Genomic DNA, 24,508 nt, shown 5'->3' with positions numbered 1-24,508 from the left:
GTTCAGATCAGGCCGAGCTCGCGCAGTTCAGCCGCCATCTCCGGCGGCGGCTCCCGTTCGGCTGCCGCACCGGCCGGCAGATCCGACGGCGCATTCTCCGGCTCCAGATAGCGCCAGCCCTGGAACGGGCGGGAGCGTTTCGACTGGACGCGAATGAGCTTGCGCTCAAGATGTATCGCACAGCGCGGTGTTCCGTCCGCGGCCGTGGCCGGCTCGATCGCGATGATCTTCTGGCGCACCAGAATTCGGCCCTTGATCACCCAGTAGAGCGACCCATCATCGGCCAACAGTTCGTCGCCACGCCGCGGCGTGTTGCGGGTGAGAATGCGCAATACCGGCCCGTCTCCGGCGGCCTTGCGATCAGCGATGCGTTGTTTCTGACGTTCGCGCAGATGGTCGATGGAATCGATGCCAACAGCGAGCTTTACAAGATGAACGGACATGGCCGCACAATAGCAGCGGCCCCCACACAGGTGAACTGGGTGGCCTGTGGTTAACCCGTCATGCGCGCAACGAGCGCCTTGAGGGATTCGACAAGATCGATCCCCACCTGACCACCATCCCCGCGGACATCATTCTTGACCACGGCGCGCATGGCGTCCGCATGCGCGCGCAGCACATCCGGGTTCAATTCGGCAGCGCTCGAAAGGCGGTCCGTATAGCGAAAGAGGCAATCGGAGACATCGGAAATCAGGTCATAGCCATATGTGCCACCCTGGCCGCGAAGTTCGTTTGCGACCTTTCGGACCTTTTTCATGACGCTCTCGGCCTCGTCGGGCGCCGCCTCCAGGTCCATCGCCAGTTCCAGCACGCGCAGAATCTCGTTTGACACCGTTTCCGCGAACTCGTCACCCATCGCGCCGATCACCGTCTCGGCATGCTTTATCAGGTCAGGGTCAATACCGCCCATGCCACCCTTGCCCACCTTCGCTTTCAGAAGGTTGGGCGGCGTGATCAACTGATACGCACCGTTTTGGTGGCTTTCCTCAGCCATGACAGCCCCATCGTTGCGACGAACTTCACGTCATCACAAATTATCGAAGTCAGGTTAAGGGAAGGTTAGTCGCTGGCAATCTTGGTTGCGTTGGCCTGGCTAGCCTGAAGCGCTTCACGCTGCTGCTTGGACAGATCACGAACCGAAACATCGACCTTTTCAAGGTCAGCCGTCCGGCGTTCGGGTCCGGAATAACGGGGATCCTGTTTTCGGCGCCGGTCGGGACCGAAATAGCTATCGGTACGCACAAACGGCCGCGGCTCCTCAATCACCGATTCCAGGCGCGACATCAGAACATCGACCGTAAACGGCTTTGCCAGGAACTCCGTCACACCACGGTCACGCGCGCTCTGGACACGCTCTCCATCCGAGTATGACGAGATCATGATGACCGGCACATAGGGATTGGGGCTCTTGCGCGATGTCCGGATCATATCGACCAGATCGAGGCCGCTGATCGGCTCCATCTCATAGTCGGTGAAAACGAGGTCATATTCGAGCCGGCAGAATGAATCGAACCCCGTCACGCCATCCTCGGCGACATCAATGGCCCGAATACCGACGGCATAGAGGATCGTCCGCAACAACTGCCGTATGTGGGCGTTGTCGTCGATGATCAGTATGCGCAGGCCTTCGAGCTGGTAGCTCACGGGAAATTCCTCTGGATACCCAAACGGGATAGGGGCGCATCGGGCAGTCGCCGGTGCAGAACCAGACTAGAATCCACTGGTTACCGAAAGGTTTAGATCAGCGTCTTTAATCCGGGATTCTACCTATTCGCGCGGAACGCCTGCGCGGCCTTCGAAGTCGGCGCGCGCCCAAGCACATCGCAGATGAACTGCCCGGCATCCACCAGTTTCGCCATATCCACGCCGGTTTCGATTCCCATGCCATGCAGCATATAGACCACGTCTTCCGTGGCGACATTTCCCGAAGCGCCAGGCGCGTACGGGCATCCTCCCAAACCGGCAACAGCGGAATCCACTGTCGCGACGCCGGCATCGAGACAGGACAAGATGTTCGCGAGCGCCTGGCCATAGGTGTCGTGGAAATGCAGGGCGAGCCGCGCAACCGGCACAACCGCCGAAACCGCGTCCACCATGGCCCGCGCGCGCGTCGGCGTGCCGACTCCGATGGTGTCGCCCAGGCTGATCTCGTAGCACGACATGTCGTCCAGCGCCCGGGCGACACGCACCACATTCTCAATCGCCACATCGCCTTCATAGGGACAGCCGAGCACGCAGGAGATATAGCCGCGCACTTTCATCCCGGCCGCCAGCGCGGCGGCGGCCACGGGGCGGAACCGCTCAAGGCTCTCGTCGATCGAGCAATTGATGTTTTTCTGGGAAAACGTCTCCGAGGCGGCGCCGAAAATCGCAATTTCCTCGACCCCGGCCGCCATTGCGCCCTCCAGGCCTCGCGCATTGGGCACAAGCACCGGGTAACGCGTTCCCGGCCGGCGCCGTATGCCGGCCAGAACCTCCGCCGCATCGGCCATCTGCGGCACCCATTTCGGCGATACAAAAGCGCCGGCCTCGATCGCCGGAACCGCGGCATCCGAAAGCATGTCGATCAGTGTGATCTTGTCTGCCGTCGAGACCATGCCCGGCTCCGCCTGCAGCCCGTCGCGCGGCCCCACATCGACAATCTCCACCCTGTTCGGTCGCGTCATCTCAGCCATCCAGGGGTTCGAGTTGCAACAGTTCCGCACCTTCGGGCACCTGATCGCCCTCGGCAAAAAACACGACTGCCACCTCGCCATCACCCGGTGCGGTGATGGCATGTTCCATCTTCATCGCTTCAAGCACCATGAGGGCTTGCCCCCGGCTGACGCGGTCACCCGCCGCGACCATCACCCGGACGACCTTACCCGGCATCGGCGCGTTCAGCCCGCCCGATGCACCCGCCCGTTCCGATGCCTCGTCGACCGCAACGACACGCTCGAGCCGCAACTGCGTACCTTCCGCAACGGCGAAGAAAAGGTTGCCGGACAGATAAGCAGACCAGCCGCCGTGCCCGATCTGCGCATCGATGACCTGCCCGTTGGGCAATGTCAGCGAGACCCGTTCCGCGTCATGAACAACGGCAACCGAAATTTCCGTCTCGCCATCGCGAAACAGAAGTGTCTCCGAATTCAGAAGGTTGGTGCGCCAGCTGTCAGATGCCGCCCAGGGCGAATTCGCCTCGCCGCGCGCGACGGCCCGCGCCAAAGCGTCGGTCCGGCGTTGCGCGAGGAGTCGCGTCACGACCGCCGCGAGCGCATCATCGGGCACGCCGTCACGAGACGGGATAAGCGCGTCGCGGTGCCGGTCGATGAAACTCGTATCCACCGTGCCGGCGACAAACGCAGGATGCGTGATCGCCCGGCGCAGGAAAGCCTGATTGGTCACCGGCCCGACACAAGCAAGCTGGGCCAACACCCGGTCAAGCGCCGAGATCGCGGCCTCCCGGTCGGCGCCATGAGCAATGATCTTGGCAATCATCGGGTCGTAGGAAACCGCAATGTCGTCGCCCGTCGCGACACCCGTGTCGATGCGCACCGAGGGCCCCATCTCCGGCGCATCGAACGCAACGACATGGCCGGGGGAAGGCAGAAAATCGCGCTCCGGGTCTTCGGCATAGAGCCGCGCCTCGATCGCGTGACCGTTCAGCCTGATATCACCCTGCCCCAGCGGTAACGCCTCGCCATCGGCGACACGCAGTTGCCACTCGACGAGATCCAGCCCCGTGATGAACTCGGTGACGGGATGCTCGACCTGCAGACGGGTGTTCATTTCCATGAAATAGAACGGCCCGTTGGCGCCGCCATTCGCCGCGTCGACGATAAACTCGACCGTACCCGCGCCCGAATAATCGATGGCCCGCGCCGCGGCGACCGCGGCGGCACCGATCTCCCCCCGGCGTTCTTCGGACATCCCCGGCGCCGGTGCCTCTTCCACCACCTTCTGATAGCGACGCTGCAACGAGCAATCACGCTCGAACAGGTGCACCACATGACCGTGATCGTCGCCGAAAACCTGAACCTCGATATGCCGGGGCGTCGTCAGGTATTTCTCGATCAACACGCGGTCATTGCCGAAAGCACCACGCGCTTCGCGTTGCGCCGCGGCGAGCGCCTCATCGAACCCTCCCGGATTCTCGACGATCCGCATGCCCCGCCCGCCGCCACCGGCGGATGCCTTGATCAGAACCGGAAAGCCGATTTTCACGGCCTCGGCCGCCAGGGTCGCGAGGTCCTGGTCCGCGCCGTGATAGCCGGGCACCAATGGCACATCCGCTTTGGACATCACGTCCTTCGAGGCCGCCTTGTCGCCCATCGCACGCATCGCCGCGGCGCTCGGCCCGACCAGCCGGATGCCCGCCGCCACACAGGCATCGGCAAAATCCGCATTTTCCGACAGGAACCCGTAGCCGGGATGGATCGCATCGGCGCCGGTGCTGCGTGCCGCCTTGATCACGGCATCGATGTTCAGGTAGCTCTCCGCCGCCGCATCGGGGCCGATGCGCACGGCCTCATCCGCCACGGCGACATGCATCGCGGACACATCCGTGTCGGAGTAGACCGCGATCACGTGAATGCCCATGCGTTGCGCCGTGCGCGCAACACGAACCGCGATTTCACCACGGTTGGCGATCAACAGGCGTTCGATCATTGATCTGCTCCGGATTTGCCGTCCGCTTCGCGGACGTAACGCATGATTTCGGCGAACCCGAACAGGAACAGCAGAATTCCGAACATCACTTCGATTGCCGCCACAACCCGCACGGCTTCGCCCGCCGGCGTGATATCGCCATAGCCGACCGTGGACATGGTGATGAGTGAAAAATACAGGCCATCGGAAAAACTGATGGCGGACCGCGCACCCTCGACGAAGAAAATGGGCTCCGCCGCGAGGCGGTCCATGATCCGAAATATCATCGCGAACACAATCACGATGAACGAATAGAGGGTAAAAAATGCGAAGGCCGGCCGGAATAGACGGCCGGTCCGCACGAAGAACTGATCGAACAGCAGCCCGGTGTCGATCAGGAACAGGCAAATTTGCCGACTGACCCCCGCCACAAGGAGGGCGATGACCCCCATCGACCCCACAAGCACCAGGCTGATTGTGCCCCCCTCAAAACCGAGACGGGGCAACGCAAATGTTGCCGCGGCGATTGCGAAGATCGGCAGGGTCCAGAGGAATTTACGGCCCGACAGATGCGCCCGCCGCAACTCCTCGACCCGCGAAAGCTGATGGATATTGTTTCGATTCAAGGCGACGGCGGCCATGAAAACAAAGATCGGTACAAGATAGCCAACGGCAATCGCCCACGTCTCCGCACCCGCAAAATTGGTCAGCTGCAGGAAGGAATAGACGCTCGTGTAGATCGCCAATGAGTTTGCAAACGCCAGCACGAAGAAGCGGCTGCCCGGGAACATCCACAGAAACAGGCCCACCGCACCGAAGACGGCACCGAGAATGATGATCGTGTGCAGCCCGAAGAAATCGGTGACACCCACCGCCACCAGCAACACGATGACGGCGGAAAATCCGACCGCGCTCAGCCAGCCCTGATGGCTGATCCCGACGCTTACGCTTTTGTCGTCGTCCGCCAATTCGGCCCCCGTTTCTCCAGAAAGGCTTGCACGCCCTCGCGTCCTTCAGCGGTCGCGCGGATGTCGGCGATGCGCTGAGCGGTATACTCGACCATAGCGTCATCGACCGGTCCCGACGCGACCCTGCGGATCAATTCCTTCGACGCCGCCATCGCCGCGGGTCCGTTGTCGAGCAGAACACCGATCAACTCATCTATCCGCCCATCGAGCCGCTCGCGGGGCACCACCTCGTGAACCAGTCCCAGCACATGGGCTGTCTCGGCATCAAACCGCTCGGCCGTCTGGAAATAGCGCCGCGCCGCGCGCGCGCCGATCGCCTCGACCACATAGGGGCTGATGACCGACGGGATCAGCCCCAGCCTGGCTTCCGACAAACAGAAACTGGCCGCCTGGGATGCCAATGCGATATCGCAGGCCGCCACCAGCCCGACCCCGCCACCGAATGCCGCCCCCTGAACCCGGGCGATCGTCGGACGCGGCAACTCGTTAAGTGTGCGAACCATGCCCGCCAGCTTGCGCGCATCGGCGAGGTTCTCGGCCGCCGAATAGTCGGCCATCCGCTGCATCCAACCGAGGTCCGCCCCGGCAGAAAAGCTCTTGCCCTCGCCCTCCAGCACAACCACCCGCACCGCGCCATCCCGGCCGACAGCCTCGAACGCATCGGTCAGGTCCGTGATCAGCACGTCATCGAACGCATTGTGCTTGTCCGGGCGGGCCATGGTGACCCGGGCAACCCCGCCGGCGACATTCACATTGATCGAATTCTCACTCATGGTCACATCCTGAACACGCCGAAACGCGTTTCCTCAATCGGTGCGTTCAGCGCCGCCGACAGGCCCAGCCCCAGCACGCGCCGCGTATCCGCGGGGTCGATGATCCCGTCGTCCCACAACCGCGCGCTGGCGTAATAGGGGTGACCCTGGGTCTCATATTGTTCCTCGATCGGCCGCTTGAAAGCCGCCTCGTCATCGTCGGACCAGGTCTCGCCGCGGCCCTCGATATTATCGCGCGTCACCTGGGCCAGCACATTCGCCGCCTGGGGACCGCCCATCACCGAGATGCGCGCGTTCGGCCACATCCAAAGAAACCGCGGGCCGTAGGCGCGGCCGCACATGCCGTAATTGCCCGCCCCGAAGCTGCCGCCGATGATGACCGTGAACTTGGGCACGTTGGCGCAGGCAACGGCCATCACCATCTTCGCGCCGTCCTTGGCGATGCCGCCGGCCTCGTATTTCTGCCCGACCATGAAACCCGAGATGTTCTGCAGGAAGACCAGCGGAATGCCCCTCTGGCTGCACAGCTCGATGAAATGCGCGCCCTTCTGGGCCGATTCCGAGAAGAGAATGCCGTTGTTCGCGATGATCCCCGCCGGGTAGCCGTGAATATGGGCGATGCCTGTGACCAGCGTCTCGCCGTAACGCGGCTTGAACTCGTCGAATTCGCTGCCGTCGACGATGCGGGCGATCACTTCACGCACGTCATAAGGTTTGCGGATATCGGCGTTCACGACGCCATACAACTCTTCCGCCGAATAAAGCGGGTCGCGCGGTTCGGTCAGTTCCAGGTCCACATGCTTGGGCCGGTTCAGGTTGGCGACGATCTGGCGCACCTGCGACAGCGCGTGTGTATCGTCCTCGGCCAGGTGGTCGGCGACACCGCTGATTCGCGTATGGACATCGGCCCCGCCGAGGTCTTCGGCCGAGACGATTTCCCCGGTGGCCGCCTTCACAAGCGGTGGCCCGGCCAGAAATATGGTGCCCTGATCCTTGACGATGATCGCCTCGTCCGACATGGCCGGCACATAGGCACCGCCCGCCGTGCAAGAGCCCATCACCGCGGCGATCTGCGGAATGCCCGCCGACGACATGGTCGCCTGATTGTAGAAAATCCGTCCGAAATGTTCGCGGTCGGGGAATACATCGTCCTGCTGCGGCAGGTTGGCGCCCCCGGAATCGACCAGATAGATGCACGGAAGGTTGTTCTGGCGGGCGATCTCCTGGGCACGAAGATGCTTCTTCACGGTGATCGGAAAATACGTCCCGCCCTTGACTGTCGCGTCATTCACAACGATCACGCATTCGCGGCCCGATACGCGCCCGATGCCGGTCAGGATGCCGCCGGCGGGGATGTTGTCTTCATACATCTCCCACCCGGCGAACTGGGAGAATTCCAGGAAGGGCGCGCCTCCGTCCAGCAGCGTATCGATCCGATCACGGGGCAACAGCTTGCCCCGGCTCAGATGCCGGGCGCGGGACTTTTCGCCGCCGCCCTGCTCGATCTGCCCGACCTTCGCGCGCAGATCGTCCACGGCGGCATCCATCGCCGCGGTGTTTTCCACGAATAATTCGGATCGGGTGTCTAGGCTGGAGTTCAATACGGTCATATCAAACCTGCTCCATGATCGCGGCGGACCGCAGCGTGACGATTTCAATGGCGGGCGGCATATTGAAACGCATCGGCAGAAAACTCGTTCCCAAACCGGCGCTGACATACATCCGGCATTTGCCCGCCAACACATGTCCATGCGCCCAAGCCCGCGGCGCGCGGCCGGGAACTCTCAGCGCGCCGATAAATGGCAAAGACACCTGCCCCCCGTGGGTGTGCCCGGCGAAAGTTGCGACAACGGTGGACGGAACTTCAAGGAATGTCGCGGGATCATGGGCGGCCACAATCACAGGCTGATTGTCCGGCACGGTTGCAAGTGTTCCGGCGACATCAGGGGTTCGGGTGGAATCGTCGGCAATCCCGGCAAGGGCAACAGGACCATGTTCGGTATCGAGGCTGGTGACCGCGTTCTCAAGAACTGGGATGCCTGATTCCGCAAAGGCGCGCCGGATCCGCTCCCCGTCAAACAGCCAATCCGCATTGCCGAGCACCGCCACAATAGCGATCTCCGCGTGGAGCCGGGACAGACGCGGCGCAATGAGCTCCGGTGAAACCGCTCGCCCCCCCACAACGCAGACCGAAACGTAATCCCCGAGCAACAGCACAATTTGCGGATAAGCCGCGTTGACCGCATCAACGATCTTGTCCACCCGATCGAGGTCATTGAATGGGCTGCCGACATGCAGGTCTGCGACCAGCGCGATTCGCAACGGTGGCCGGTCGCGGGGCCAACTAACGCTCTCAACGCTGACCTCCCGAACGATCAACAGACGCGGCTCGACAAACACCGCCCAGCCCATCATCAGCAATCCGGCGGCGAACGCGCCAAGCAATATCCAGTAATATAAACTCACAGCCCGCGCTCATTCGGTCGCGGTGCCATACGGGCCGTGTTGGGCCGACGTGAGGAGAATCCAGAGTGGCCGCAGAATTGCCGACCAAATCCGAGATCGAGGCTGCCGCCGGGACGGTGTATGCGGCGATGTCCTCGACCCCGCAATATGCCTGGCCCCTGCTCGCCGCGGCGACCGGCGCGAATGTCTGGGTGAAGCATGAGAACCACACGCCCACCGGCGCCTTCAAGGTGCGCGGCGGGCTGGTGCATATGGCCAACCTGCGCGCGCAGAAGCCCGGCATCAAGGGTGTGATCGCGGCGACACGCGGCAACCACGGGCAATCGATCGCCTACGGCGCGCGGACCAACGGCATCGATGCGGTGATCGTCGTGCCCGAGGGCAACTCGCTCGAGAAGAACGCGGCCATGCAGGCCTTCGGCGCGGAACTGGTCGTCCACGGCCATGATTTTCAGGCCGCACTCGAATACACAGAGGGGCTGGCCGACGAACACGGTCTCGAGATGGTTCCGTCCTTCGACGTCGCGCTCGCCCATGGTGTGGCAACCTACGGGATGGAGCTGCTCGCCGCCGCGCCGGATATCGAGACTCTGTATGTGCCAATTGGCCTTGGTTCCGGGATCACGGGCTGCATCGCCGCGCGGGAAGCACTCGGCCTGAATACGGAGATCGTCGGCGTGGTCGCGGAGAACGCGCCCGCCTATGCGCTGTCGTTTGCCAAGGGCGAAGCCGTCTCGACCAACAGCGCCGACACGTTTGCTGACGGACTCGCCTGCCGGGTGCCCGCCGCCGACGCGGTGCCGATCATCTGTAAATACGCGTCGCGTGTCGTCACCGTCAGCGAGAACGAGATCAAGGCCGCGATCCGGCTCTACTACACCGCCACCCATAACCTGGCCGAGGGTGCGGGTGCTGCCGCACTCGCCGCACTGATCCAGGAACGTGACGCCATGGCCGGCCGGACCGTCGGGGTCGTGCTGTCGGGCGGGAATATCGATCGCGCGGTCTACCAGGACATCATCTCCACCGATTGAGCCGCCTACCAGCCGCCGGTCTCGAGCCAGCGTTCGACCATGTCGAGCCGGTCGGCGCCCCAGAAGGCTTCGCCGTCCACGACCATGAACGGCGAGCCGAAAATCTCCCGCGAGATGGCCTCGTCGGTCGCGGTCTTGAGCGCTTCCTTGATCGCCGGGTCCTGGATACCCGCCGCCACGGCGTCGCCATCGAAACCCGCCTTCGCCGCCACGGCAACAACCGCATCCGGCGCGGCGATGTCCAGGCCTTCGCCGAGCGCCGCATTATAGAGCGCCAGTGTCATCTCTCCGGCCTTGCCGTCGGCCTTCGCCCAATAGACGGCGCGCGAAGCCGCGACAGGCGAGAAAGGGAAGCTCTCCGGCGGGTTGTAGGTCACCTCGTGAAACCGCGCCGAGCGGGCAAAATCATGCTTCGCGTAGTCTCCCTTCATCGGAACATGAGGCAGCGGCTGCGCGCCCGTCACCTTGAAGACGGCTCCCAGCAGGAAAGGTTTCCAATCGACGGTGCGACCATGCTTCACCGCGATATCGCCGATCTTGTGGGCCGCGATGTAGCCGTACGGGCTGTTGAAGTCGAAAAAGAACTCGACCGGTGCGTCGGACATACTGTTTGCTCCCCTCTCGGATTGTTTCGTCAGGCCGCCGCGATATCGCGGCCGATGATCAGCCGCTGGATATCGCTGGTGCCTTCATAGATTTTCGTGACCCGGACGTCGCGATAGATGCGCTCGACCGGGAAGTCCTGCAGGTAGCCGTAACCGCCGTGAATCTGGATCGCGTCGGAGCAGACCTGTTCCGCGATTTCCGACGCATAGAGTTTGGCCATTGCCGCCTCGGTCAGGCAGGGTTTGCCCGCATCGCGCATCCGCGCGGCGTTGTGGGTGAGCTGGCGCGCCGCCTCGAGTTTGGTTCGCATGTCCGCCAGCCGGAAGATCACGGCCTGATGCTCAATGATCGGTTGGCCGAAGGTCTCGCGTTCCTTTGCGTAGGCCAGCGCATGTTCATAGGCCGCCCGTGCCATGCCGATGGCCTGGGCCGCTATGCCGATGCGCCCGCCCTCGAGATTGGAGAGCGCGATCCGGTAACCCTGCCCCTCCTCTCCGAGCAGCAGATCCGGCGTCAGCTCCATGTCCTCGAATACGAGCTGGCAGGTGTCCGAGGCCCGCTGGCCCATTTTGGCCTCGACCGACGCGACCCGGTAACCGGGTGTGTCCGTCGGCACGATGAAGGCGCTCATGCCCTTGCCGCCCGCCTCGGGGTCGGTCTTGGCGAAAACGATCGCCACGTCGGCATTCTTGCCCGAGGTGATGAACTGCTTGGTACCGTTGAGCACATATTTGTTGCCGCGCTTCTCGGCCCGGGTCCGGATCGCACCGGCGTCCGATCCCGCGCCCGGCTCGGTCAGCGCAAATGCGCCCAGCATCGCGCCGGTCGCCAGCGGGCGCAGGAAACGCTCCTTTTGTTCGTCGCTGCCGAAATTGAGGACCGGCAAACAGGCGACCGAATTATGCACCGCCATGATCGTCGAACAGGCGCCGTCACCGGCCGAGATCTCCTCAATCGCCAGCGCATGGGTGAGCGTGTCGGCACCGGAACCACCCCATTCCTCTGGCACGACCATGCCCAGCAAGCCGAGCTCGGCCATGCCGCGCACGGCGCCTGCCGGATAGTGGGAGTCCCGGTCCCACGCAGCCGCGTTCGGCGCGAGCTGTTCGGCCGCGAAGCTCCGCGCCATGTCGCGGACCATGACCTGTACGTCAGTCAGCAACGCCGAGCTCTCCCTCCCCGGCTACGAGATCGCGAATGCCGTCGCCCTTGTGATCGACAGCGCACAACCGCCCGGCCTGCAGGTCGACCCACCAGCCATGCAGCAGCAGATCGCCGGCGTCGATCCTCTCCGTGATCCACGGAAAGGTCATAAGGTTATTCAGGGAAACCCGGATGCAGGAATGCTCCACGGTTTCCTGGTCCGGCACGTTTCCGTCGGCATCGCACGGGCAGGCATCCGCCGCGATCTGCATCCAGGGTGCGATGAAATCGCGCGGAAACTCCTCGCCGGCACTGGTGGCACGAAGCGCCTGGATACCGCCGCAGGCAGAATGCCCGAGAATGACGATGTGGCGAACGCCGAGGTCGCGTACCGCAAACTCGATCGCCGAGCTGGTGCCGTGTGGATTTTCGTCGGGGCCGTAGGGGGGAACCAGGTTCGCAACGTTTCGTACAACGAACAATTCGCCCGGCTCGCTGTCGAACAACAGCGCCGGATCGATGCGAGAGTCCGCACATGCGATGAGCAACACGTCAGGGTGTTGGCCTTGCTCCGCCAGCTCCTTCATCCGCTCGGGGCGCTGCTCGTAGTAGCGCGCGCGGAAGCCCTTGAACCCGGCGATCAGGCGATGAACAGATTCTACCATGCGACGTTTTTACCTCGATAATCCAGAAACCGGCCGCTGTCCTTCACAATCAATCCGGCCAATACATTGCGAATGCCGCGAACGCTTTCGTCGGGTGAAAGCGATGCGTGCGCGCCGGTCATGTCGGTGCGCACATACCCCGGATGTAGTGCCACGGCGGTGACGCCGCGCGCGCGCCAATCGGGCTCGATCGCACGGAACCGCTTGTTCAGTTCACGCTTGCTGTCGCCATACAAATCCGGACTTCCCGCGCGAGATTGCCCCGACCCCTGAACGCTCGACATGACGGCGACCTTTTTCTCGTCGCTCGCCGCCACGCTGTCGAGCAGGGCCGCGACTGTGGCGATGGGCGCCTCGGCGTTGATCCGCATGGAACGCGCGGTGGTCTCCGCATCGCCCGCGCCCCGCCCGGCGTTGATACCGGCATTATGGATCAGGATATCGATCGGCTCACCGGACAATGCGCCGGCCAACGCGTCTATTTGTTCATCATCGACCACGTCGAGCCGATGCAGACGGACATCGCCGCCGACGGCACCCAATTCACCGGGCGCACCCGGCGTGCGCGTGGTGGCATGAACCCGGCAACCGTCAGCCGCATACTGGCGTACGAGTTCAAGGCCGATGCCCCGGCTTGCGCCGATGACCGCGACGGTCGTCATATCCGACCCGGTATGTTCGTGCATTCATTCACCACGGATGCTCGGTTCCCTTCCATGTCAGAAACTTGCCACTGTCGGCGGGCGAAAGTCCCGCGATCACCCGGCGCATCCCGGTGACGCTCTCATCGATGCTCACCGGCGCACCGCTGCCGCCCATTTCGGTCGCCACCCAGCCCGGATGGAACACGACCGATGTCACGCCTGCTGCACGCCATACGGGCTCGATCTCCCGGAACCTGTCATTGAGGATGCACTTCGATTCCCCATAGGGGCTCGACGGGGTGCCGCCGCCATGGCGCGCGCCCATCTGACTGGTCAGAATCGCGATTTTCTTGTGTTCGCCACGCGTCACCGCATCGAACAACGCGCCGACCACGTTGAACGGCGCGTCGGCGTTGACCGCCATCATCTCGTCGCGGTCCACGCCGCGCAGGACGCCGGCACTGTGGATCAGCAGATCGATGGATCTGCCTTCAAACGCGTGCCCGAGCGCCGCGATCTGCTCCGTGTTCCGGACATCGAGACTGTAAAGGGACACATCGCCGCCGACCGCACCCAGTTCGCCCGGGCTGTCCGGCGTCCGGGTCGTCGCATGAACCTCCCAGCCATCCGCGGCAAACCCTTGCGCGAATGCCAGGCCGATACCCCGGCTCGCGCCGATGATCACGACCGACGCCATCACTCTTCTCCCTGGGGCATGCCGCGGTTCGGGCCCGGGCGCCGCGCGGTCGCCTCGATCTCGATCTTGATACGTGGATCGATCAGCTGCGCTATTAGCGCCGTGGCCGCGGGCGGGTTGGGTCCGAGATACTGCTTGAAGACTGGCATCAGCGCCTCGTAGTCATCGGCGTCGGCGATGTAGTAGGTCACCCGCACCAGATCGGCGAAGGAAACACGCGCCGCGGCAAGCGTGCGCGCGATATTGCCGAACGCCTGATGGGCCTGCGCGACCACATCGTCGGATATCTCCATCGTCTCGTAGTCGAAACCGGTCGTACCGGAGACGTGGACATAGTCGTCGTCGACGACCGCGCGGGAATAGCCAACGGCTTTTTCGAATTTGGAATTGGTGGAAATACGGCGCATCAGGCCGTCTCGTCGAAAAGTTCGCGGCCGATCAGCATACGCCGGATCTCCGACGTGCCCGCGCCGATCTCGTAGAGCTTGGCATCGCGCAGCAGACGACCGGTCGGGAATTCGTTGACGTAGCCGTTGCCGCCCAGCGTCTGGATCGCCTCGAGCGCCATCCAGGTCGCCTTCTCACCGGCGTACAGAATGGCGCCGGCGGCATCCTTGCGGGTTGTCTCGCCCCGATCACACGCCTGCGCGACGGCATACACATAGGCCTTGCAGGCGTTCATGGTGACATACATGTCGGCCAGTTTGCCCTGCATCAACTGAAACGTGCCGATTGGCTGGCCGAACTGTTCACGTTCATGGACATACGGCACGACGATATCCATGCAGGCCTGCATGATGCCCAGCGGCCCGGCGGCGAGGACCGCGCGCTCATAGTCGAGGCCGGACATCAGGACGTTGACACCCTTGCCGACCTCACCCAGCACGTTCTCCTCGGGTACTTCGCAATCCTCGAATATCAGTTCGCAGGTGTCGGACCCGCGCATGCCCAGCTTGTCCAGCTTCTGTGCCGTGGAGAATCCCTTGAAGCCGCGCTCGACGATGAAGGCCGTCATTCCCCGGGGGCCGGCGTCGGGGTCGGTCTTGGCATAGATTACATAGGTCTCGGACACCGGCCCGTTGGTGATCCACATCTTGGTGCCGTTGAGGATGTACCGATCACCCTTCTTTTCGGCCCGGGTGCGCATGCCGACCACGTCGGAGCCGGCACCCGGCTCGCTCATCGCCAGCGCGCCCACATGCTTGCCGGAGACAAGATCGGGCAGATAGCGGGCCTTTTGCGCGTCGCTGCCGTTGCGGTGAATCTGGTTGACGCAAAGATTCGAGTGGGCGCCGTAGGACAGGCCGACCGACGCCGACGCGCGGCTGACCTCCTCCATCGCCACGCAATGTTCCAGATAGCCGAGGTTCGACCCGCCATATGCCTCATCTACCGTAATGCCGTGCAGGCCGAGTTCGCCCATCTCGGGCCAGAGATCGATCGGGAACTCGTTGTCCCTGTCGATGGCTTCCGCGCGCGGCGCAATCCTGTCGGATGCGAAGCTGCGTACCGAATCGCGCAGCATGTCGGCGGTATCGCCCAAATCGAAACTCAGGCTCGGATACTCGTTGGGAATCATGTGTCGCCTCCACCCGGGCGGGTTCGCCGCCCCCAATGTTTTCAGACAATAGCGGGAATTTTACTCCGCCGCCTCCCGGCGGGACTCGAGCTCCGCCAGGCGGTCCCGGCAACGGGCCGCATACTTGTCCATGTTCGAGATCGCCGCATCCAGGTCACGGTGCTTGTCTTCCAGCAACCCGCGTTTCTCGTCGAGTTTCTCCAGCAGGGTCCGAAGCTGGAAGGCCTCGCCCTGTGGGGCGGCATAGAGGTCGATGATCTCCTTCGCCTCGGCCAGCGAGAAACCCAGCCGTTTGCCGCGGAGCACAAGCGCGAGGCGCACCCGATCGCGTCCGGAATAGATGCGTCGCTGGCCGTCTCGGTCCGGCTTGATCAACCCCTCCGCCTCGTAGTGACGAATGGTCCGCGGGGTGATGTCGAACTCCTGCGCGAGGTCGGATATCGAGAATGTCTGCTCCATACCCAATAGTTTACGTTAACGTAAACGTTAGTCAAGAGCGGCGACAAAAAACCTGCACAACCCCTTGTTTCATAGTCATTTAACCGTGGTCGCGAAGTAGACGGGCCTTCTGACGGTCCCAGTCGCGCTGCTTCTCAGCCTGACGCTTGTCGTATTTGCGCTTGCCCGATGCGATGCCGAGATCGACCTTGGCGATGCCACGTTTGTTGAAATAGATCGAGAGCGGCACGAGGGTCACGCCGTCGCGATGGATCTCCGCAAACAAGCGGTCCATCTCGCGACGGTTCACCAGCAATTTGCGCGGCCGGCGTTCCTCATGGGGTAAATTTTTCGCCGGGGCGTATTTCGGGATGTAGCAGTTGAACATCCACAACTCGTCGTCGCGCTCGCCGGCCCAGGCATCCACGAGGCTGCCCTTGCCTTCGCGCAGGGATTTTACCTCGGGTCCCGTCAGGACGAGCCCGGTCTCGATATTGTCCTCGATCGAATAGTCATGGCGCGCCTTGCGATTCTGCGCGGCGATCGTGCCTGGCGGCGCGTGTTTTTTTCCGGCCATCGATCCTGCGATACCGCGCCGCTAGTTGAGCAGCCCCGCCGACACCATCGCGTCGCGGACCAGCTTCTGGGTGTTCTCGTTCGCCGGCGTCAGCGGCAGGCGGACATCCATCGTGCATTTCTCGAGCAGCGAGGCCGCATACTTGACCGGCACCGGGTTCGGCTCGACGAACAACGCGGAATGCAGCGGGAACAGGCGGGCGTTGATCGCCATCGCAGCCTTCGCATCGCCGGCCTGCCACGCGTCATGCATCTCGGCACACGCGCGCGGAGCGGCATTGGAGGTGACGGAGATACAGCCGTCCCCACCATTGGCCAGGAACGACATGACCGTCGCATCTTCGCCGGACAACATGCAGAAATCCTCGCCGATCTCCTGGCGCATCGCCAGCGGCCGGGTCAGGTCGGCCGTCGCATCCTTCACACCGATGATGTTCGGGCAGTCCTTCGCCAGCCGCGCCATGGTCGCGGTGGACATGTCGATCACCGAACGGGGCGGGATGTTGTAGATGATGATCGGAATATCGACGGCATCGGCGACAGTCTTGAAATGCGCATACAGGCCATCCTGCGACGGCTTGTTGTAATAGGGCGTCACGATCAGAGCCGCATCCGCGCCTGCGGTCTTCGCATGCTCGGTCAGGCGGACACATTCCGCGGTCGAATTGGAACCCGCACCCGCGATCACGGGGACACGACCGGCTGCGGCCTCAACGCACATCTCGACGACGCGTTCATGCTCACCATGGCTCAAGGTGGGCGATTCCCCAGTCGTTCCGACCGGAATCACGCCGTCGGTGCCCTCGTCGATCTGCCACTCGACAAGACCCTGATATGCTTTCTCGTCGACCTTGCCGTCGCGGAACGGCGTAATCAGTGCGGTCATCGATCCCTTGAACATATCGCCCTCCTGCCCGCGAATTGCGGAACGTGCGGATATTCGCGCGGAAGATAACGGCTCGGCTGTGCCCGAACAAGGCGCAAACCGCGCGAACCAACTCTGCGGATCGATACGATACTGGTCAGGTGCAAGCGGTATCCCTACACTCGCAGGCCTGAGAATCACCCTGGATCTGCACGTGTTTGTTCGACCCGCCAACCGATGCATATTTGCCCTGTTCACTGCGGTCGCGCTCGCATGGGGTGTGACGAGCGGATATATCGGGCCCGCCTATGCGTCGGATAAAAACGCCCGCGACCTGATCGCCGCCGCGGAAAAGGAAAACTGGCCGGCGGTGCGCCTGTACCGCGACCGGGGCGTCGAACCTCTCATCGCCAAATACGCCGCCTGGCTCGACCATCAGCGCGCCGCCGGGAAAAGCAGTTTCGCCGAAATCACGGCATTCCTCGCCGCGAACCCGGACTGGCCGCGCGCGCGTGAATTGCGCCGCAATGCCGAGGCGGCCATCGACGAGACAGTCACCGGCGCGGCCGTTCGTGAATGGTTCGACGCGCACCCGCCCATCTCGGGGGCCGGCGCGCTGGCCCATCTCGACGCGCTGCGCACGAACGGCGAACGCGACCGCCTCGCCGAACTGACCCCGCGTTACTGGCGCACACTCGGCATCGACCGGCATACGGAAACCGCGCTGCTTAAACGCCACGGTGCATATCTCGGCAAGGACGATCACCGCGCCCGGCTCGACCATCTGATCTGGACGCAGAATCATGGCGCCGCGCAGCGCATGTTGCGTCGTGTAGACCCGGCCACAGCCGCATTGGGCCGGGCCCGCATCGCCTTGCTGCGCAGAAGCGGCGGGGTAGACGGTGCGATCGCGCGGGTACCGGAGGCGATGCGTGACGCGCCGGAACTCTGGTTCGAGCGCCTGCGCTGGCGCCGCCGCAAAGGCAAGGATATTGACGCGCGCGACATCCTGTTCGAACTTACGGGCTTGCGCCCCCATCCGCATAAATGGGCAGCAGAGAGCCAGATCCTTGCGCGGCGCGCCCTTGCGGACGGGCATTACTCCGAAGCCGCGCGACTGGTGACAGGCCACGGCCTGTCCTCGGGTGCCGCCTTCGCGGAATCGGAGTTTCTCGCCGGCTGGATACAACTTTCGTTCCTGGGCGCACCAAACACCGCCGAGGACCATTTCGCCACCCTGTATGAAGGCGTGCGATACCCGATTAGCCGGGCACGCGGCGCGTTCTGGAAAGGCCGCGCCGCGGACGCGCGTGGCGAGCATGAACATGCGCGCGAATGGTGGCAGCGAGCCGCCGAGCATCCATCGACCTTCTATGGCCAGCAGGCGCTGCTGTCGCTCGGGTCGCCGGCGCCGCGGATCGCGTTTGCACGGCCGTCCGATCCGGCTATCCGCGAGGCCTTTGTCTCGCACGAGCTTGTTGTCCTGGTGCAGCGCCTGCATGCGCTGGGCGCCGACGCCAGCCTGCGGACATTCCTTTTGCAGCTTTCCGGCCAGGCAAAAACCGCCGACGAACGCCTGCTCGTCGCCCAGCTTGCCCATGAGGCCGACAGGCCCCGCGAGGCCGTACGGGCCGCAAAACGCGCCAATCAACTCGATAACATTATCGGTGCGGCAGGCTATCCGCTATGGCCCCTCCCGAAACGCGAGGCGGATACGCCGCTCGAAGACGCACTGGTGCTGTCGGTGATCCGGCAGGAAAGCGGCTTCGACCGGACCGCCATCAGCCGGGCGGGCGCGCGGGGCATGATGCAATTGATGCCGGCCACCGCCAAACAAATCGCCAAGGGCCTGTCCGAGCCCTATAGCCGGTCGCGGCTGCTTACCGATCCCGGCTACAACATCCGCCTCGGCGGCGGCTATCTGGAGCAGATGCTGGAGCGGTTCGACGGTTCGTCGCCCCTCGCGCTCGCCGCCTACAATGCCGGGCCACACCGGGTCGTTCGCTGGGTGCGCGAATATGGAGATCCGCGGACCGGCGAAATCGACATGCTCGACTGGATCGAGACAATCCCCTTCAGCGAGACCCGCAACTACGTCCAGCGCGTTCTCGAATCCGTGCCCGTGTACCGCCATCTCCTGAGCGATACGCAACTCGCCGAGACCGGCGCCAACCCGATCTTCAGCGCGCTGAAAAGCCAATGACCGATCAGCATATCGACGCTATCGAGGCTTGCGTTTTCGACGCGTATGGCACGCTGCTCGACTTCAATTCCGCCGTCATGCATTGCCGCGAGGAGATCGGCGACAGTGCCGAGACCCTTTCGGAAATCTGGCGTCAGAAACAACTGCAATACACTTGGCTGCGCAGCCTGATGGGGACCCATGCGGATTTCTGGCAGGTCACCGGCGAGGCCTTGGATTTTGCCCTGGCTGCGACACGGATCGACAATCCCGATCTGCACGAACGCCTGATGGCGCTTTACCGTGAGCTCGACACCTTCGCCGAAGTGACGGACACGCTGACTCGCCTCAAGGCCGCGGGGATGAAGACCGCGATCCTGTCGAACGGATCCCCGGATATGTTGAACGCGGCGGCCGCCGCGTCGGGAATCGACGCCTTGCTCGACGCCGTGCTGAGCGTCGAGGAGGTCGGTGTCTACAAGCCCGACCCGCGCGTGTATCGGCTGGCGGTCGACCGGCTGGGCGTGGCCGCGGGAAATATCTGCTTCATGTCGTCGAACGGCTGGGACGCCGCCGGGGCCGGCGCGTTCGGCTTCCGTGTCGTCTGGGTGAACCGCTACGGCCAGCCGGTGGAACATCTCCCCGCGAAGCCCGAAATCATCCTGGACACACTGGCACCGCTGCCCACCATTCTGGGTCTCGACCCGGCATGACGACGCAGGCCCGGCCCACCCTTGCCGGCATCGAGGCGGCGGCAGAAAGACTGGCCCGCGTCGCGGTCCGCACCCCGCTGATCGAGAACCCCGCCCTCAATGCCCGCACCAACGGACGCGTGCTGCTGAAGGCGGAAACCCTGCAGCGGACCGGGTCGTTCAAGTTTCGCGGCGCCTATAATTTCCTGTCCCAGATTCCGTCCGATGTCCGCACGAACGGGGTCGTCGCCTATTCGTCAGGCAACCATGCCCAGGGTGTTGCCGCGGCGGCGGAAATCTTCGGCGTTCCCGCGACGATCGTGATGCCCGCCGACGCGCCCCGCGCCAAGAACGACAACACGCGTGGTTATGGTGCGGAGGTGGTCACATATGATCGCCAGACCGAATCCCGCGAGGATATCGCCGCGGCCATCGCCGATGAGTTCGGTGCGACCCTGGTTCCCCCCTTCGATCACCCCTGGACCATCGAGGGGCAGGGCAGCGTGGGACTCGAGATCGCCGCGCAATGCGCGGCATTGCAAGCCCCGCCCGATGAAGTGCTGGTCTGTTGCGGCGGCGGCGGGCTGACGTCCGGGATCGCCATCGCGCTGGCGGATCGCTGTCCCGCATCCCGGGTCACAGCGGTCGAACCGGCCGGGTTCGACGATGCCATGCGCTCCCTCGCCGCCGGCCAGCGTCTTTCGAACGAGACCGGCGCGGCCTCCATCTGCGACGCGCTGCTGTCACCAAGCACGGGTGACCTGACCTTCGCCGCCATGCACGCGCACGGTGTAACGGGCATCGCGGTAGACGACGACGACGTGCGCGCGGCCATGGCCTACGCGTGGCGCACCCTCAAACTCGTGCTGGAACCCGGGGGTGCCGTGGCGCTGGCTGCCATATTGTCGAACAACATCGAAACGGAGGGTCGGACGATCGTCGCCATTCTATCCGGCGGCAACGTGGACGCGGCGCTTTTCAACGCCTGTATCGGCTAGGCTTTCTCGCGCTCGCCGACGACCAGATTCAACCGTGACTGTTGCGCGTCGCGGCGCAGAAGCTGGCCTTCCATATACGCGCCCGCCTCGATCGAAAGCTCTTCATGCTGGATATCGCCAATGACCCGCGCGGTCGACGAGAGGCTCACGGCGCGGGCGCGAATTTCGCCGGTGACCGTGCCATGTACATGCACGGTGTCGCACTCAAGCTGACCATATACCTGGGCACCCTGCCCGATCGTCACCTCCGCGCAGCGGATATCACCATTGACCGTTCCATCGATCTGCATCACGCCATCGCCGGAAAGGTCACCAGACACGCTCAAGTCTGCGCTGATAATCGACGGCACACCGTTGCCCAAACCCTGTCGGTCAGTTTTTGAAAACATACTGTCCTGCCTTGATGAAATTCGACGGATCATTCTGCCGTCCATCGACCAGGATTTCATAGTGCAAATGTTCGCCCGAACTCCGACCCGTACTGCCGATAAGGCCCACTTTTTCCCGGAAATCCAGTTCCTGGCCGCGTTTCACGAAAATCGCCGACAGGTGACCATAACGCGTGCGTACGCCCAGCCCGTGATCGACCTCGACCATTTTGCCGAAGCCGCCCTTCCAGCCCACGAAGGTCACGACCCCCGGTGATGTCACGCGAACCGGCGCCTTGCGGCGACTGGCCATGTCCATGCCGGAATGAAACGCCAGGCGTTTGGTGAATGGGTCGAGGCGACGGCCAAAATTGCTCGTCACGCGATATTCGGTGAGCGGTGCGGCCAGCGGCAGGTGTTCCATCAGGGACTGCAGGCTGTGCAGGTCGTCAATCCGCCGCTCGACTGTCGCAATCTGTTGCGCAAGACCGCCGCCCGGACTGTTCTCGATCGCGAGGAAAGGCCCGCCCACGCCGCGACCTTCGCCCGCCGCACGCGCCATCCGGTCCAGCAGACGGTCGACGTCAAGTCCGGCCAGGTCCAGGGTTTTTCGCAGGGCTTCGCCGCCCTGGTCGGCAGTCTCGCCCAGCCGGGAAACGATGCCGACCTGCGCGGTCTCCAGTGATACAAGCCGCGCCGACAAATCCGCGACCTGTTCACCAAGTGCCTGTCGCTGGTTATCGACCGCAAGCTTCTCATCCACTGTGCTGCGCAGCTTCTGGTCGCTCGCATCGAGGTTCGCCTGGAGATCCGCGCGCGCAATTTCGATCGCCACAACATCCGACTTGAGCGCGGCAAGAGCACCGCGCGACTCTGCGAGTTGTGTCTCCAGCGCCAGGCGTGACTCCTCGACCGCTGCAAGTTTTTGTCCCCGGTCGACGAGCCGCTGCCGCATCTCTTCGCGCGAGACCGTGAGGCTTTCCGCTTCGGCCGCGATCCGCGCCTTTGATTCGACCTCGCTCAGATACGAAAGCGCGAGCGCGTCGCCCCGCAGCTTTTGCTCATCGAGGGCGCCCTGCAGCGCGCCGATCTCATCCTTCAGGGACCGGTTTGATGTTTCGAGATCGACCGTCGTTTGTTGGGTTGCGGTCAATGAGCGTCGCTGAATATCCACGCGATCACGCACCCGCTCGAGCTCTTGCGCAATCCGTGCATTATGGTCGCGAAGCTCTGAAATCTGGGTTTTCTGACCCGATACGATGCTGTTGTGCGACGCAAACTTGGCCGTCGAGAAGGCCGTCCAGACAAACGCTGTCGCCACCAGCGTGACCACACCGACCTGGACATGCCGGCCGACCCGCAGATAGCGCACACGACCGCCGGCGCGCACGATCAGTTCGCGCTGTTCCGGGAACAGTCTGCCCAGCATCTTTCGTGCTGCGATCACTCGTGAACTCCCCCACGCCGCGTCCAGCGGCGAACCTGTCCTGTTTACCCCGCCGGGTTCATTTCCGGCCTATTCGATGCGGCGCACTAGTCGCCAGACCTGGCCATTACGACACCCGCCAGAATCATAACCGTGCCCAGAATGGCCAGCCCGTAACTCTTCAACCCCATGACAACCAGGCCCCTGTGGGACTGCCAGATAATGTCATGGAGATAGGCGTAATTCACCGCCACCAAACCGGCAACAATCAGCCAAAACGCGCGTTGTCCGATCTTCATGAAATCAACCCTCAAGGTCCTCCGGAGCCAGCGCATCGCTGACCCCGATCATGGCGTCTCGCGTTACCAGGCGCGCAAGCCTGTCCTGATCCCAGCCGTCGGTGCCTTCCGGGCGCTGCGGCAGTACCAGATAGCGCAAATCGGCGTTGCTGTCATGTACACGCACTTGTTTTTTCTCAGGAATCTCCGTGCCGAACTCGCGCAGGACCGCGCGCGGCTCACGGACCGCACGCGCGCGATAGTCGCGGCGCTTGTACCAGGCCGGCGGAATGCCGAGCACCGGGCGCGGATAGCAGGAACACAGGGTGCAAACGACCATGTTGTGGACGTCCTCGGTATTTTCGACGACACACAGCTCCATGGGGCTCATGTTGATGCCGAAATCCTTCAGCGCCTCGTCACTGTCAGACATGAGCAGCAACTTGAACTCGGAATCGTCCCAGGCACGGGCCACGATCTTGGCGCCGAGCGCCGGATTGCGGCTTTCGACCTGGTCGATTGCGCGGCGCACATCATCCGACGAGATGACCCCCTTTTCGATCAGGAGTTCGCGCACCGCGGCCTCGAGAATCTGCGCCTCGAGCGACGGCAACGGATCCTCCTGGATCGGTTTGCCGTCATGGGTATGCGTCGGGTGGTCGTGGGAATGATCATGCGAGTGATCGTGGGTTTCGCTCATAATTGTCACCGCTTTCCGCGCGCGCCTAAACTGGCGCCAGCCAATGTTCGTAAATTTCGATCTCAAGCGTGTCGTCGGGTGCCCCGTCATAGTCTTCCCACAGCTCACCCTGCCGGAAGTTCACACGGTAGAGCATCTTGTAGGGCAGCCCCGAATGGCCGACCGCCAACAGTTCGGGGTTGGGAAATGAACCGACGATGCGTTCGATCACGCCGGATTTGCCCCGCACATACATCGGCGTTCGTACATGGCCCGGCTGGTCGCGATGCAACACCTGGACCTTGTCGCCCGGCTGGAACCTAGGATCCATGGCCTTCCGCCTCCAGACGCGCACGGACCTCGGCCTGCTTCGCCTCGAGTTCCTCCTGGGTGTAGACGCCCTTCTCCAGCATCAACCAGGAGATCGCCTGCAGCCAACGCTCGTAATAAGGATATTTGTGATAATCCTCGCCAAGCGCTTCCTGCATGCGCCGCGATTCATCGACGCGGGCCAGGCGACGGCGCTGATCGAACAGCAGCATCATCATCGCATCGACCGTCTTTTCCCAATGGGTCGGGACATGCTCGTGCTTTTCGGGATCGACCGGGCCTGCCGGCATCCCTCCGTAATCCTGTGGACCGCGCATTCTCTCCCCCCGCGTGGTGCGGACGCCATTTTCAGGGTCCAGCCCGGACAAGGCAAGGACTTCGTCGACCGACACACATAAATACCGGGTTTCGCTCTATCCCTTTAGATTTCTTCAATATTTCCAATTCAGAATGGGACGGATCAGAACTCCCGGAG

The 24,508-nt window shown here is 63.2% G+C and carries 29 protein-coding genes; 4 read left to right on the top strand and 25 right to left on the bottom strand.

From position 1 onward, the window contains the following. Positions 1–2: 2 nt before the first annotated feature. The 9 genes from ABJ363_00575 to ABJ363_00535 form a co-directional block, all read right to left on the bottom strand. Complete coding sequence (locus ABJ363_00575; protein ID MEP4377465.1) at positions 3–443, bottom strand: DUF1489 domain-containing protein; 441 nt, start codon at positions 441–443, stop codon at positions 3–5. Positions 444–493: 50 nt separating this feature from the next. Then, the gene (locus ABJ363_00570) at positions 494–994 is read right to left on the bottom strand and encodes a hypothetical protein (protein ID MEP4377464.1); all 501 of its coding nucleotides are present in this window, start codon (positions 992–994) and stop codon (positions 494–496) included. A gap of 65 nt (positions 995–1,059) precedes the next feature. After that, positions 1,060–1,644, bottom strand: a complete 585-nt coding sequence (locus ABJ363_00565; protein ID MEP4377463.1) for a response regulator — start codon at positions 1,642–1,644, stop codon at positions 1,060–1,062. A gap of 119 nt (positions 1,645–1,763) precedes the next feature. Further along, positions 1,764–2,666, bottom strand: coding sequence for a hydroxymethylglutaryl-CoA lyase (locus ABJ363_00560; GenBank protein MEP4377462.1), 903 nt, complete (start codon positions 2,664–2,666; stop codon positions 1,764–1,766). 1 nt (position 2,667) lies between these two features. Continuing rightward, a complete protein-coding gene (locus tag ABJ363_00555) occupies positions 2,668–4,647 on the bottom strand; it encodes an acetyl/propionyl/methylcrotonyl-CoA carboxylase subunit alpha (GenBank protein ID MEP4377461.1) in 1,980 nt (659 codons plus the stop codon). After that, positions 4,644–5,594: an ion channel gene (locus ABJ363_00550; GenBank protein MEP4377460.1), complete on the bottom strand. Its 951-nt coding sequence runs from the start codon at positions 5,592–5,594 to the stop codon at positions 4,644–4,646. The genes ABJ363_00555 and ABJ363_00550 overlap by 4 nt, the downstream gene beginning before the upstream one ends. Beyond that, positions 5,570–6,367: an enoyl-CoA hydratase/isomerase family protein gene (locus tag ABJ363_00545; GenBank protein MEP4377459.1), complete on the bottom strand. Its 798-nt coding sequence runs from the start codon at positions 6,365–6,367 to the stop codon at positions 5,570–5,572. The genes ABJ363_00550 and ABJ363_00545 overlap by 25 nt, the downstream gene beginning before the upstream one ends. Positions 6,368–6,369: 2 nt before the next feature. Further along, entirely contained in the window at positions 6,370–7,977 is a 1,608-nt protein-coding gene (locus tag ABJ363_00540) for a carboxyl transferase domain-containing protein (protein ID MEP4377458.1), read from the bottom strand. Between the two features lies 1 nt (position 7,978). Next, complete coding sequence (locus ABJ363_00535) at positions 7,979–8,779, bottom strand: metallophosphoesterase (GenBank protein MEP4377457.1); 801 nt, start codon at positions 8,777–8,779, stop codon at positions 7,979–7,981. 119 nt (positions 8,780–8,898) lie between these two features. Between ABJ363_00535 and ABJ363_00530 the strand changes: the two genes are divergently transcribed. Beyond that, complete coding sequence (locus ABJ363_00530; protein ID MEP4377456.1) at positions 8,899–9,867, top strand: threonine dehydratase; 969 nt, start codon at positions 8,899–8,901, stop codon at positions 9,865–9,867. 5 nt (positions 9,868–9,872) lie between these two features. On the opposite strand, the gene ABJ363_00525 is transcribed toward ABJ363_00530, so the two are convergent. From ABJ363_00525 to dapA, 10 genes are all read right to left on the bottom strand, one after another. After that, entirely contained in the window at positions 9,873–10,472 is a 600-nt protein-coding gene (locus tag ABJ363_00525) for a 2-hydroxychromene-2-carboxylate isomerase (GenBank protein MEP4377455.1), read from the bottom strand. 29 nt (positions 10,473–10,501) lie between these two features. After that, positions 10,502–11,614, bottom strand: coding sequence for an acyl-CoA dehydrogenase family protein (locus tag ABJ363_00520; protein MEP4377454.1), 1,113 nt, complete (start codon positions 11,612–11,614; stop codon positions 10,502–10,504). Positions 11,615–11,624: 10 nt separating this feature from the next. After that, positions 11,625–12,281: a carbonic anhydrase gene (locus tag ABJ363_00515; GenBank protein ID MEP4377453.1), complete on the bottom strand. Its 657-nt coding sequence runs from the start codon at positions 12,279–12,281 to the stop codon at positions 11,625–11,627. Then, the gene (locus ABJ363_00510) at positions 12,275–12,967 is read right to left on the bottom strand and encodes an SDR family NAD(P)-dependent oxidoreductase (GenBank protein MEP4377452.1); all 693 of its coding nucleotides are present in this window, start codon (positions 12,965–12,967) and stop codon (positions 12,275–12,277) included. The genes ABJ363_00515 and ABJ363_00510 overlap by 7 nt, the downstream gene beginning before the upstream one ends. 4 nt (positions 12,968–12,971) lie before the next feature. Next, positions 12,972–13,622, bottom strand: a complete 651-nt coding sequence (locus ABJ363_00505) for an SDR family NAD(P)-dependent oxidoreductase (protein MEP4377451.1) — start codon at positions 13,620–13,622, stop codon at positions 12,972–12,974. After that, positions 13,622–14,029: a RidA family protein gene (locus ABJ363_00500; protein MEP4377450.1), complete on the bottom strand. Its 408-nt coding sequence runs from the start codon at positions 14,027–14,029 to the stop codon at positions 13,622–13,624. Before ABJ363_00500 ends, ABJ363_00505 begins: the two co-directional genes overlap by 1 nt. Continuing rightward, on the bottom strand, positions 14,029–15,201 hold the full coding sequence (locus tag ABJ363_00495) for an isovaleryl-CoA dehydrogenase (GenBank protein MEP4377449.1): 1,173 nt from the start codon (positions 15,199–15,201) through the stop codon (positions 14,029–14,031). The genes ABJ363_00500 and ABJ363_00495 overlap by 1 nt, the downstream gene beginning before the upstream one ends. A gap of 60 nt (positions 15,202–15,261) precedes the next feature. Further along, on the bottom strand, positions 15,262–15,660 hold the full coding sequence (locus tag ABJ363_00490; GenBank protein MEP4377448.1) for a MerR family DNA-binding transcriptional regulator: 399 nt from the start codon (positions 15,658–15,660) through the stop codon (positions 15,262–15,264). Positions 15,661–15,739: 79 nt separating this feature from the next. Then, on the bottom strand, positions 15,740–16,216 hold the full coding sequence (gene smpB, locus ABJ363_00485; GenBank protein ID MEP4377447.1) for an SsrA-binding protein SmpB: 477 nt from the start codon (positions 16,214–16,216) through the stop codon (positions 15,740–15,742). A 21-nt stretch (positions 16,217–16,237) separates the two neighbouring features. After that, entirely contained in the window at positions 16,238–17,116 is an 879-nt protein-coding gene (dapA, locus tag ABJ363_00480) for a 4-hydroxy-tetrahydrodipicolinate synthase (protein ID MEP4377446.1), read from the bottom strand. 178 nt (positions 17,117–17,294) lie between these two features. Between dapA and ABJ363_00475 the strand changes: the two genes are divergently transcribed. The 3 genes from ABJ363_00475 to ABJ363_00465 are packed head-to-tail and all read left to right on the top strand — an operon-like array spanning position 17,295 to position 20,952. After that, positions 17,295–19,283: a lytic transglycosylase domain-containing protein gene (locus ABJ363_00475; protein ID MEP4377445.1), complete on the top strand. Its 1,989-nt coding sequence runs from the start codon at positions 17,295–17,297 to the stop codon at positions 19,281–19,283. Continuing rightward, positions 19,280–19,975 carry a haloacid dehalogenase type II gene (locus ABJ363_00470; protein ID MEP4377444.1) on the top strand — a complete coding sequence of 232 codons (696 nt, stop codon included), beginning with the start codon at positions 19,280–19,282 and terminating at the stop codon, positions 19,973–19,975. The genes ABJ363_00475 and ABJ363_00470 overlap by 4 nt, the downstream gene beginning before the upstream one ends. Next, the gene (locus ABJ363_00465; protein ID MEP4377443.1) at positions 19,972–20,952 is read left to right on the top strand and encodes a threonine/serine dehydratase; all 981 of its coding nucleotides are present in this window, start codon (positions 19,972–19,974) and stop codon (positions 20,950–20,952) included. The genes ABJ363_00470 and ABJ363_00465 overlap by 4 nt, the downstream gene beginning before the upstream one ends. Here the strand turns inward: ABJ363_00465 and ABJ363_00460 are convergent. The 6 genes from ABJ363_00460 to ABJ363_00435 form a co-directional block, all read right to left on the bottom strand. Then, positions 20,949–21,341, bottom strand: coding sequence for a polymer-forming cytoskeletal protein (locus ABJ363_00460; protein ID MEP4377442.1), 393 nt, complete (start codon positions 21,339–21,341; stop codon positions 20,949–20,951). The genes ABJ363_00465 and ABJ363_00460 overlap by 4 nt on opposite strands. Next, the gene (locus tag ABJ363_00455; protein MEP4377441.1) at positions 21,325–22,767 is read right to left on the bottom strand and encodes a peptidoglycan DD-metalloendopeptidase family protein; all 1,443 of its coding nucleotides are present in this window, start codon (positions 22,765–22,767) and stop codon (positions 21,325–21,327) included. The genes ABJ363_00460 and ABJ363_00455 overlap by 17 nt, the downstream gene beginning before the upstream one ends. 86 nt (positions 22,768–22,853) lie before the next feature. After that, positions 22,854–23,045: a hypothetical protein gene (locus tag ABJ363_00450; GenBank protein ID MEP4377440.1), complete on the bottom strand. Its 192-nt coding sequence runs from the start codon at positions 23,043–23,045 to the stop codon at positions 22,854–22,856. Between the two features lie 4 nt (positions 23,046–23,049). Continuing rightward, positions 23,050–23,724, bottom strand: a complete 675-nt coding sequence (gene nthA, locus ABJ363_00445) for a nitrile hydratase subunit alpha (GenBank protein MEP4377439.1) — start codon at positions 23,722–23,724, stop codon at positions 23,050–23,052. Between the two features lie 25 nt (positions 23,725–23,749). Further along, positions 23,750–24,034 (bottom strand): SH3-like domain-containing protein, encoded by a 285-nt coding sequence (locus ABJ363_00440; protein MEP4377438.1) that lies wholly within the window; start codon positions 24,032–24,034, stop codon positions 23,750–23,752. Continuing rightward, positions 24,024–24,350, bottom strand: a complete 327-nt coding sequence (locus ABJ363_00435) for a hypothetical protein (protein ID MEP4377437.1) — start codon at positions 24,348–24,350, stop codon at positions 24,024–24,026. Before ABJ363_00435 ends, ABJ363_00440 begins: the two co-directional genes overlap by 11 nt. Between the last annotated feature and the right edge of the window lie 158 nt (positions 24,351–24,508).

The sequence above is a fragment of the Alphaproteobacteria bacterium genome (assembly GCA_039980135.1).
Lineage (GTDB): Bacteria > Pseudomonadota > Alphaproteobacteria > UBA6615 > UBA6615 > UBA8079.
The sequence above is the reverse complement of the archived record's forward strand: the minus strand, read 5'-3'. Positions and strand labels throughout refer to the sequence as shown.

Excerpts from the sequence above, each read along its gene's own strand:
- ABJ363_00575 (MEP4377465.1), bottom strand. The coding sequence starts at position 443 with ATGTCCGTTCATCTTGTAAAGCTCGCTGTTGGCATCGATTCCATCGAC.
- ABJ363_00570 (MEP4377464.1), bottom strand. The coding sequence starts at position 994 with ATGGCTGAGGAAAGCCACCAAAACGGTGCGTATCAGTTGATCACGCCG.
- ABJ363_00560 (MEP4377462.1), bottom strand. The coding sequence starts at position 2,666 with ATGACGCGACCGAACAGGGTGGAGATTGTCGATGTGGGGCCGCGCGAC.
- ABJ363_00555 (MEP4377461.1), bottom strand. The coding sequence starts at position 4,647 with ATGATCGAACGCCTGTTGATCGCCAACCGTGGTGAAATCGCGGTTCGT.
- ABJ363_00545 (MEP4377459.1), bottom strand. The coding sequence starts at position 6,367 with ATGAGTGAGAATTCGATCAATGTGAATGTCGCCGGCGGGGTTGCCCGG.
- ABJ363_00540 (MEP4377458.1), bottom strand. The coding sequence starts at position 7,977 with ATGACCGTATTGAACTCCAGCCTAGACACCCGATCCGAATTATTCGTG.
- ABJ363_00535 (MEP4377457.1), bottom strand. The coding sequence starts at position 8,779 with ATGGGCTGGGCGGTGTTTGTCGAGCCGCGTCTGTTGATCGTTCGGGAG.
- ABJ363_00525 (MEP4377455.1), bottom strand. The coding sequence starts at position 10,472 with ATGTCCGACGCACCGGTCGAGTTCTTTTTCGACTTCAACAGCCCGTAC.
- ABJ363_00520 (MEP4377454.1), bottom strand. The coding sequence starts at position 11,614 with ATGGTCCGCGACATGGCGCGGAGCTTCGCGGCCGAACAGCTCGCGCCG.
- ABJ363_00515 (MEP4377453.1), bottom strand. The coding sequence starts at position 12,281 with ATGGTAGAATCTGTTCATCGCCTGATCGCCGGGTTCAAGGGCTTCCGC.
- ABJ363_00510 (MEP4377452.1), bottom strand. The coding sequence starts at position 12,967 with ATGCACGAACATACCGGGTCGGATATGACGACCGTCGCGGTCATCGGC.
- ABJ363_00505 (MEP4377451.1), bottom strand. The coding sequence starts at position 13,622 with ATGGCGTCGGTCGTGATCATCGGCGCGAGCCGGGGTATCGGCCTGGCA.
- ABJ363_00500 (MEP4377450.1), bottom strand. The coding sequence starts at position 14,029 with ATGCGCCGTATTTCCACCAATTCCAAATTCGAAAAAGCCGTTGGCTAT.
- ABJ363_00495 (MEP4377449.1), bottom strand. The coding sequence starts at position 15,201 with ATGATTCCCAACGAGTATCCGAGCCTGAGTTTCGATTTGGGCGATACC.
- ABJ363_00490 (MEP4377448.1), bottom strand. The coding sequence starts at position 15,660 with ATGGAGCAGACATTCTCGATATCCGACCTCGCGCAGGAGTTCGACATC.
- smpB (MEP4377447.1), bottom strand. The coding sequence starts at position 16,216 with ATGGCCGGAAAAAAACACGCGCCGCCAGGCACGATCGCCGCGCAGAAT.
- dapA (MEP4377446.1), bottom strand. The coding sequence starts at position 17,116 with ATGTTCAAGGGATCGATGACCGCACTGATTACGCCGTTCCGCGACGGC.
- ABJ363_00470 (MEP4377444.1), top strand. The coding sequence starts at position 19,280 with ATGACCGATCAGCATATCGACGCTATCGAGGCTTGCGTTTTCGACGCG.
- ABJ363_00465 (MEP4377443.1), top strand. The coding sequence starts at position 19,972 with ATGACGACGCAGGCCCGGCCCACCCTTGCCGGCATCGAGGCGGCGGCA.
- ABJ363_00460 (MEP4377442.1), bottom strand. The coding sequence starts at position 21,341 with ATGTTTTCAAAAACTGACCGACAGGGTTTGGGCAACGGTGTGCCGTCG.
- ABJ363_00450 (MEP4377440.1), bottom strand. The coding sequence starts at position 23,045 with ATGAAGATCGGACAACGCGCGTTTTGGCTGATTGTTGCCGGTTTGGTG.
- nthA (MEP4377439.1), bottom strand. The coding sequence starts at position 23,724 with ATGAGCGAAACCCACGATCACTCGCATGATCATTCCCACGACCACCCG.
- ABJ363_00440 (MEP4377438.1), bottom strand. The coding sequence starts at position 24,034 with ATGGATCCTAGGTTCCAGCCGGGCGACAAGGTCCAGGTGTTGCATCGC.
- ABJ363_00435 (MEP4377437.1), bottom strand. The coding sequence starts at position 24,350 with ATGCGCGGTCCACAGGATTACGGAGGGATGCCGGCAGGCCCGGTCGAT.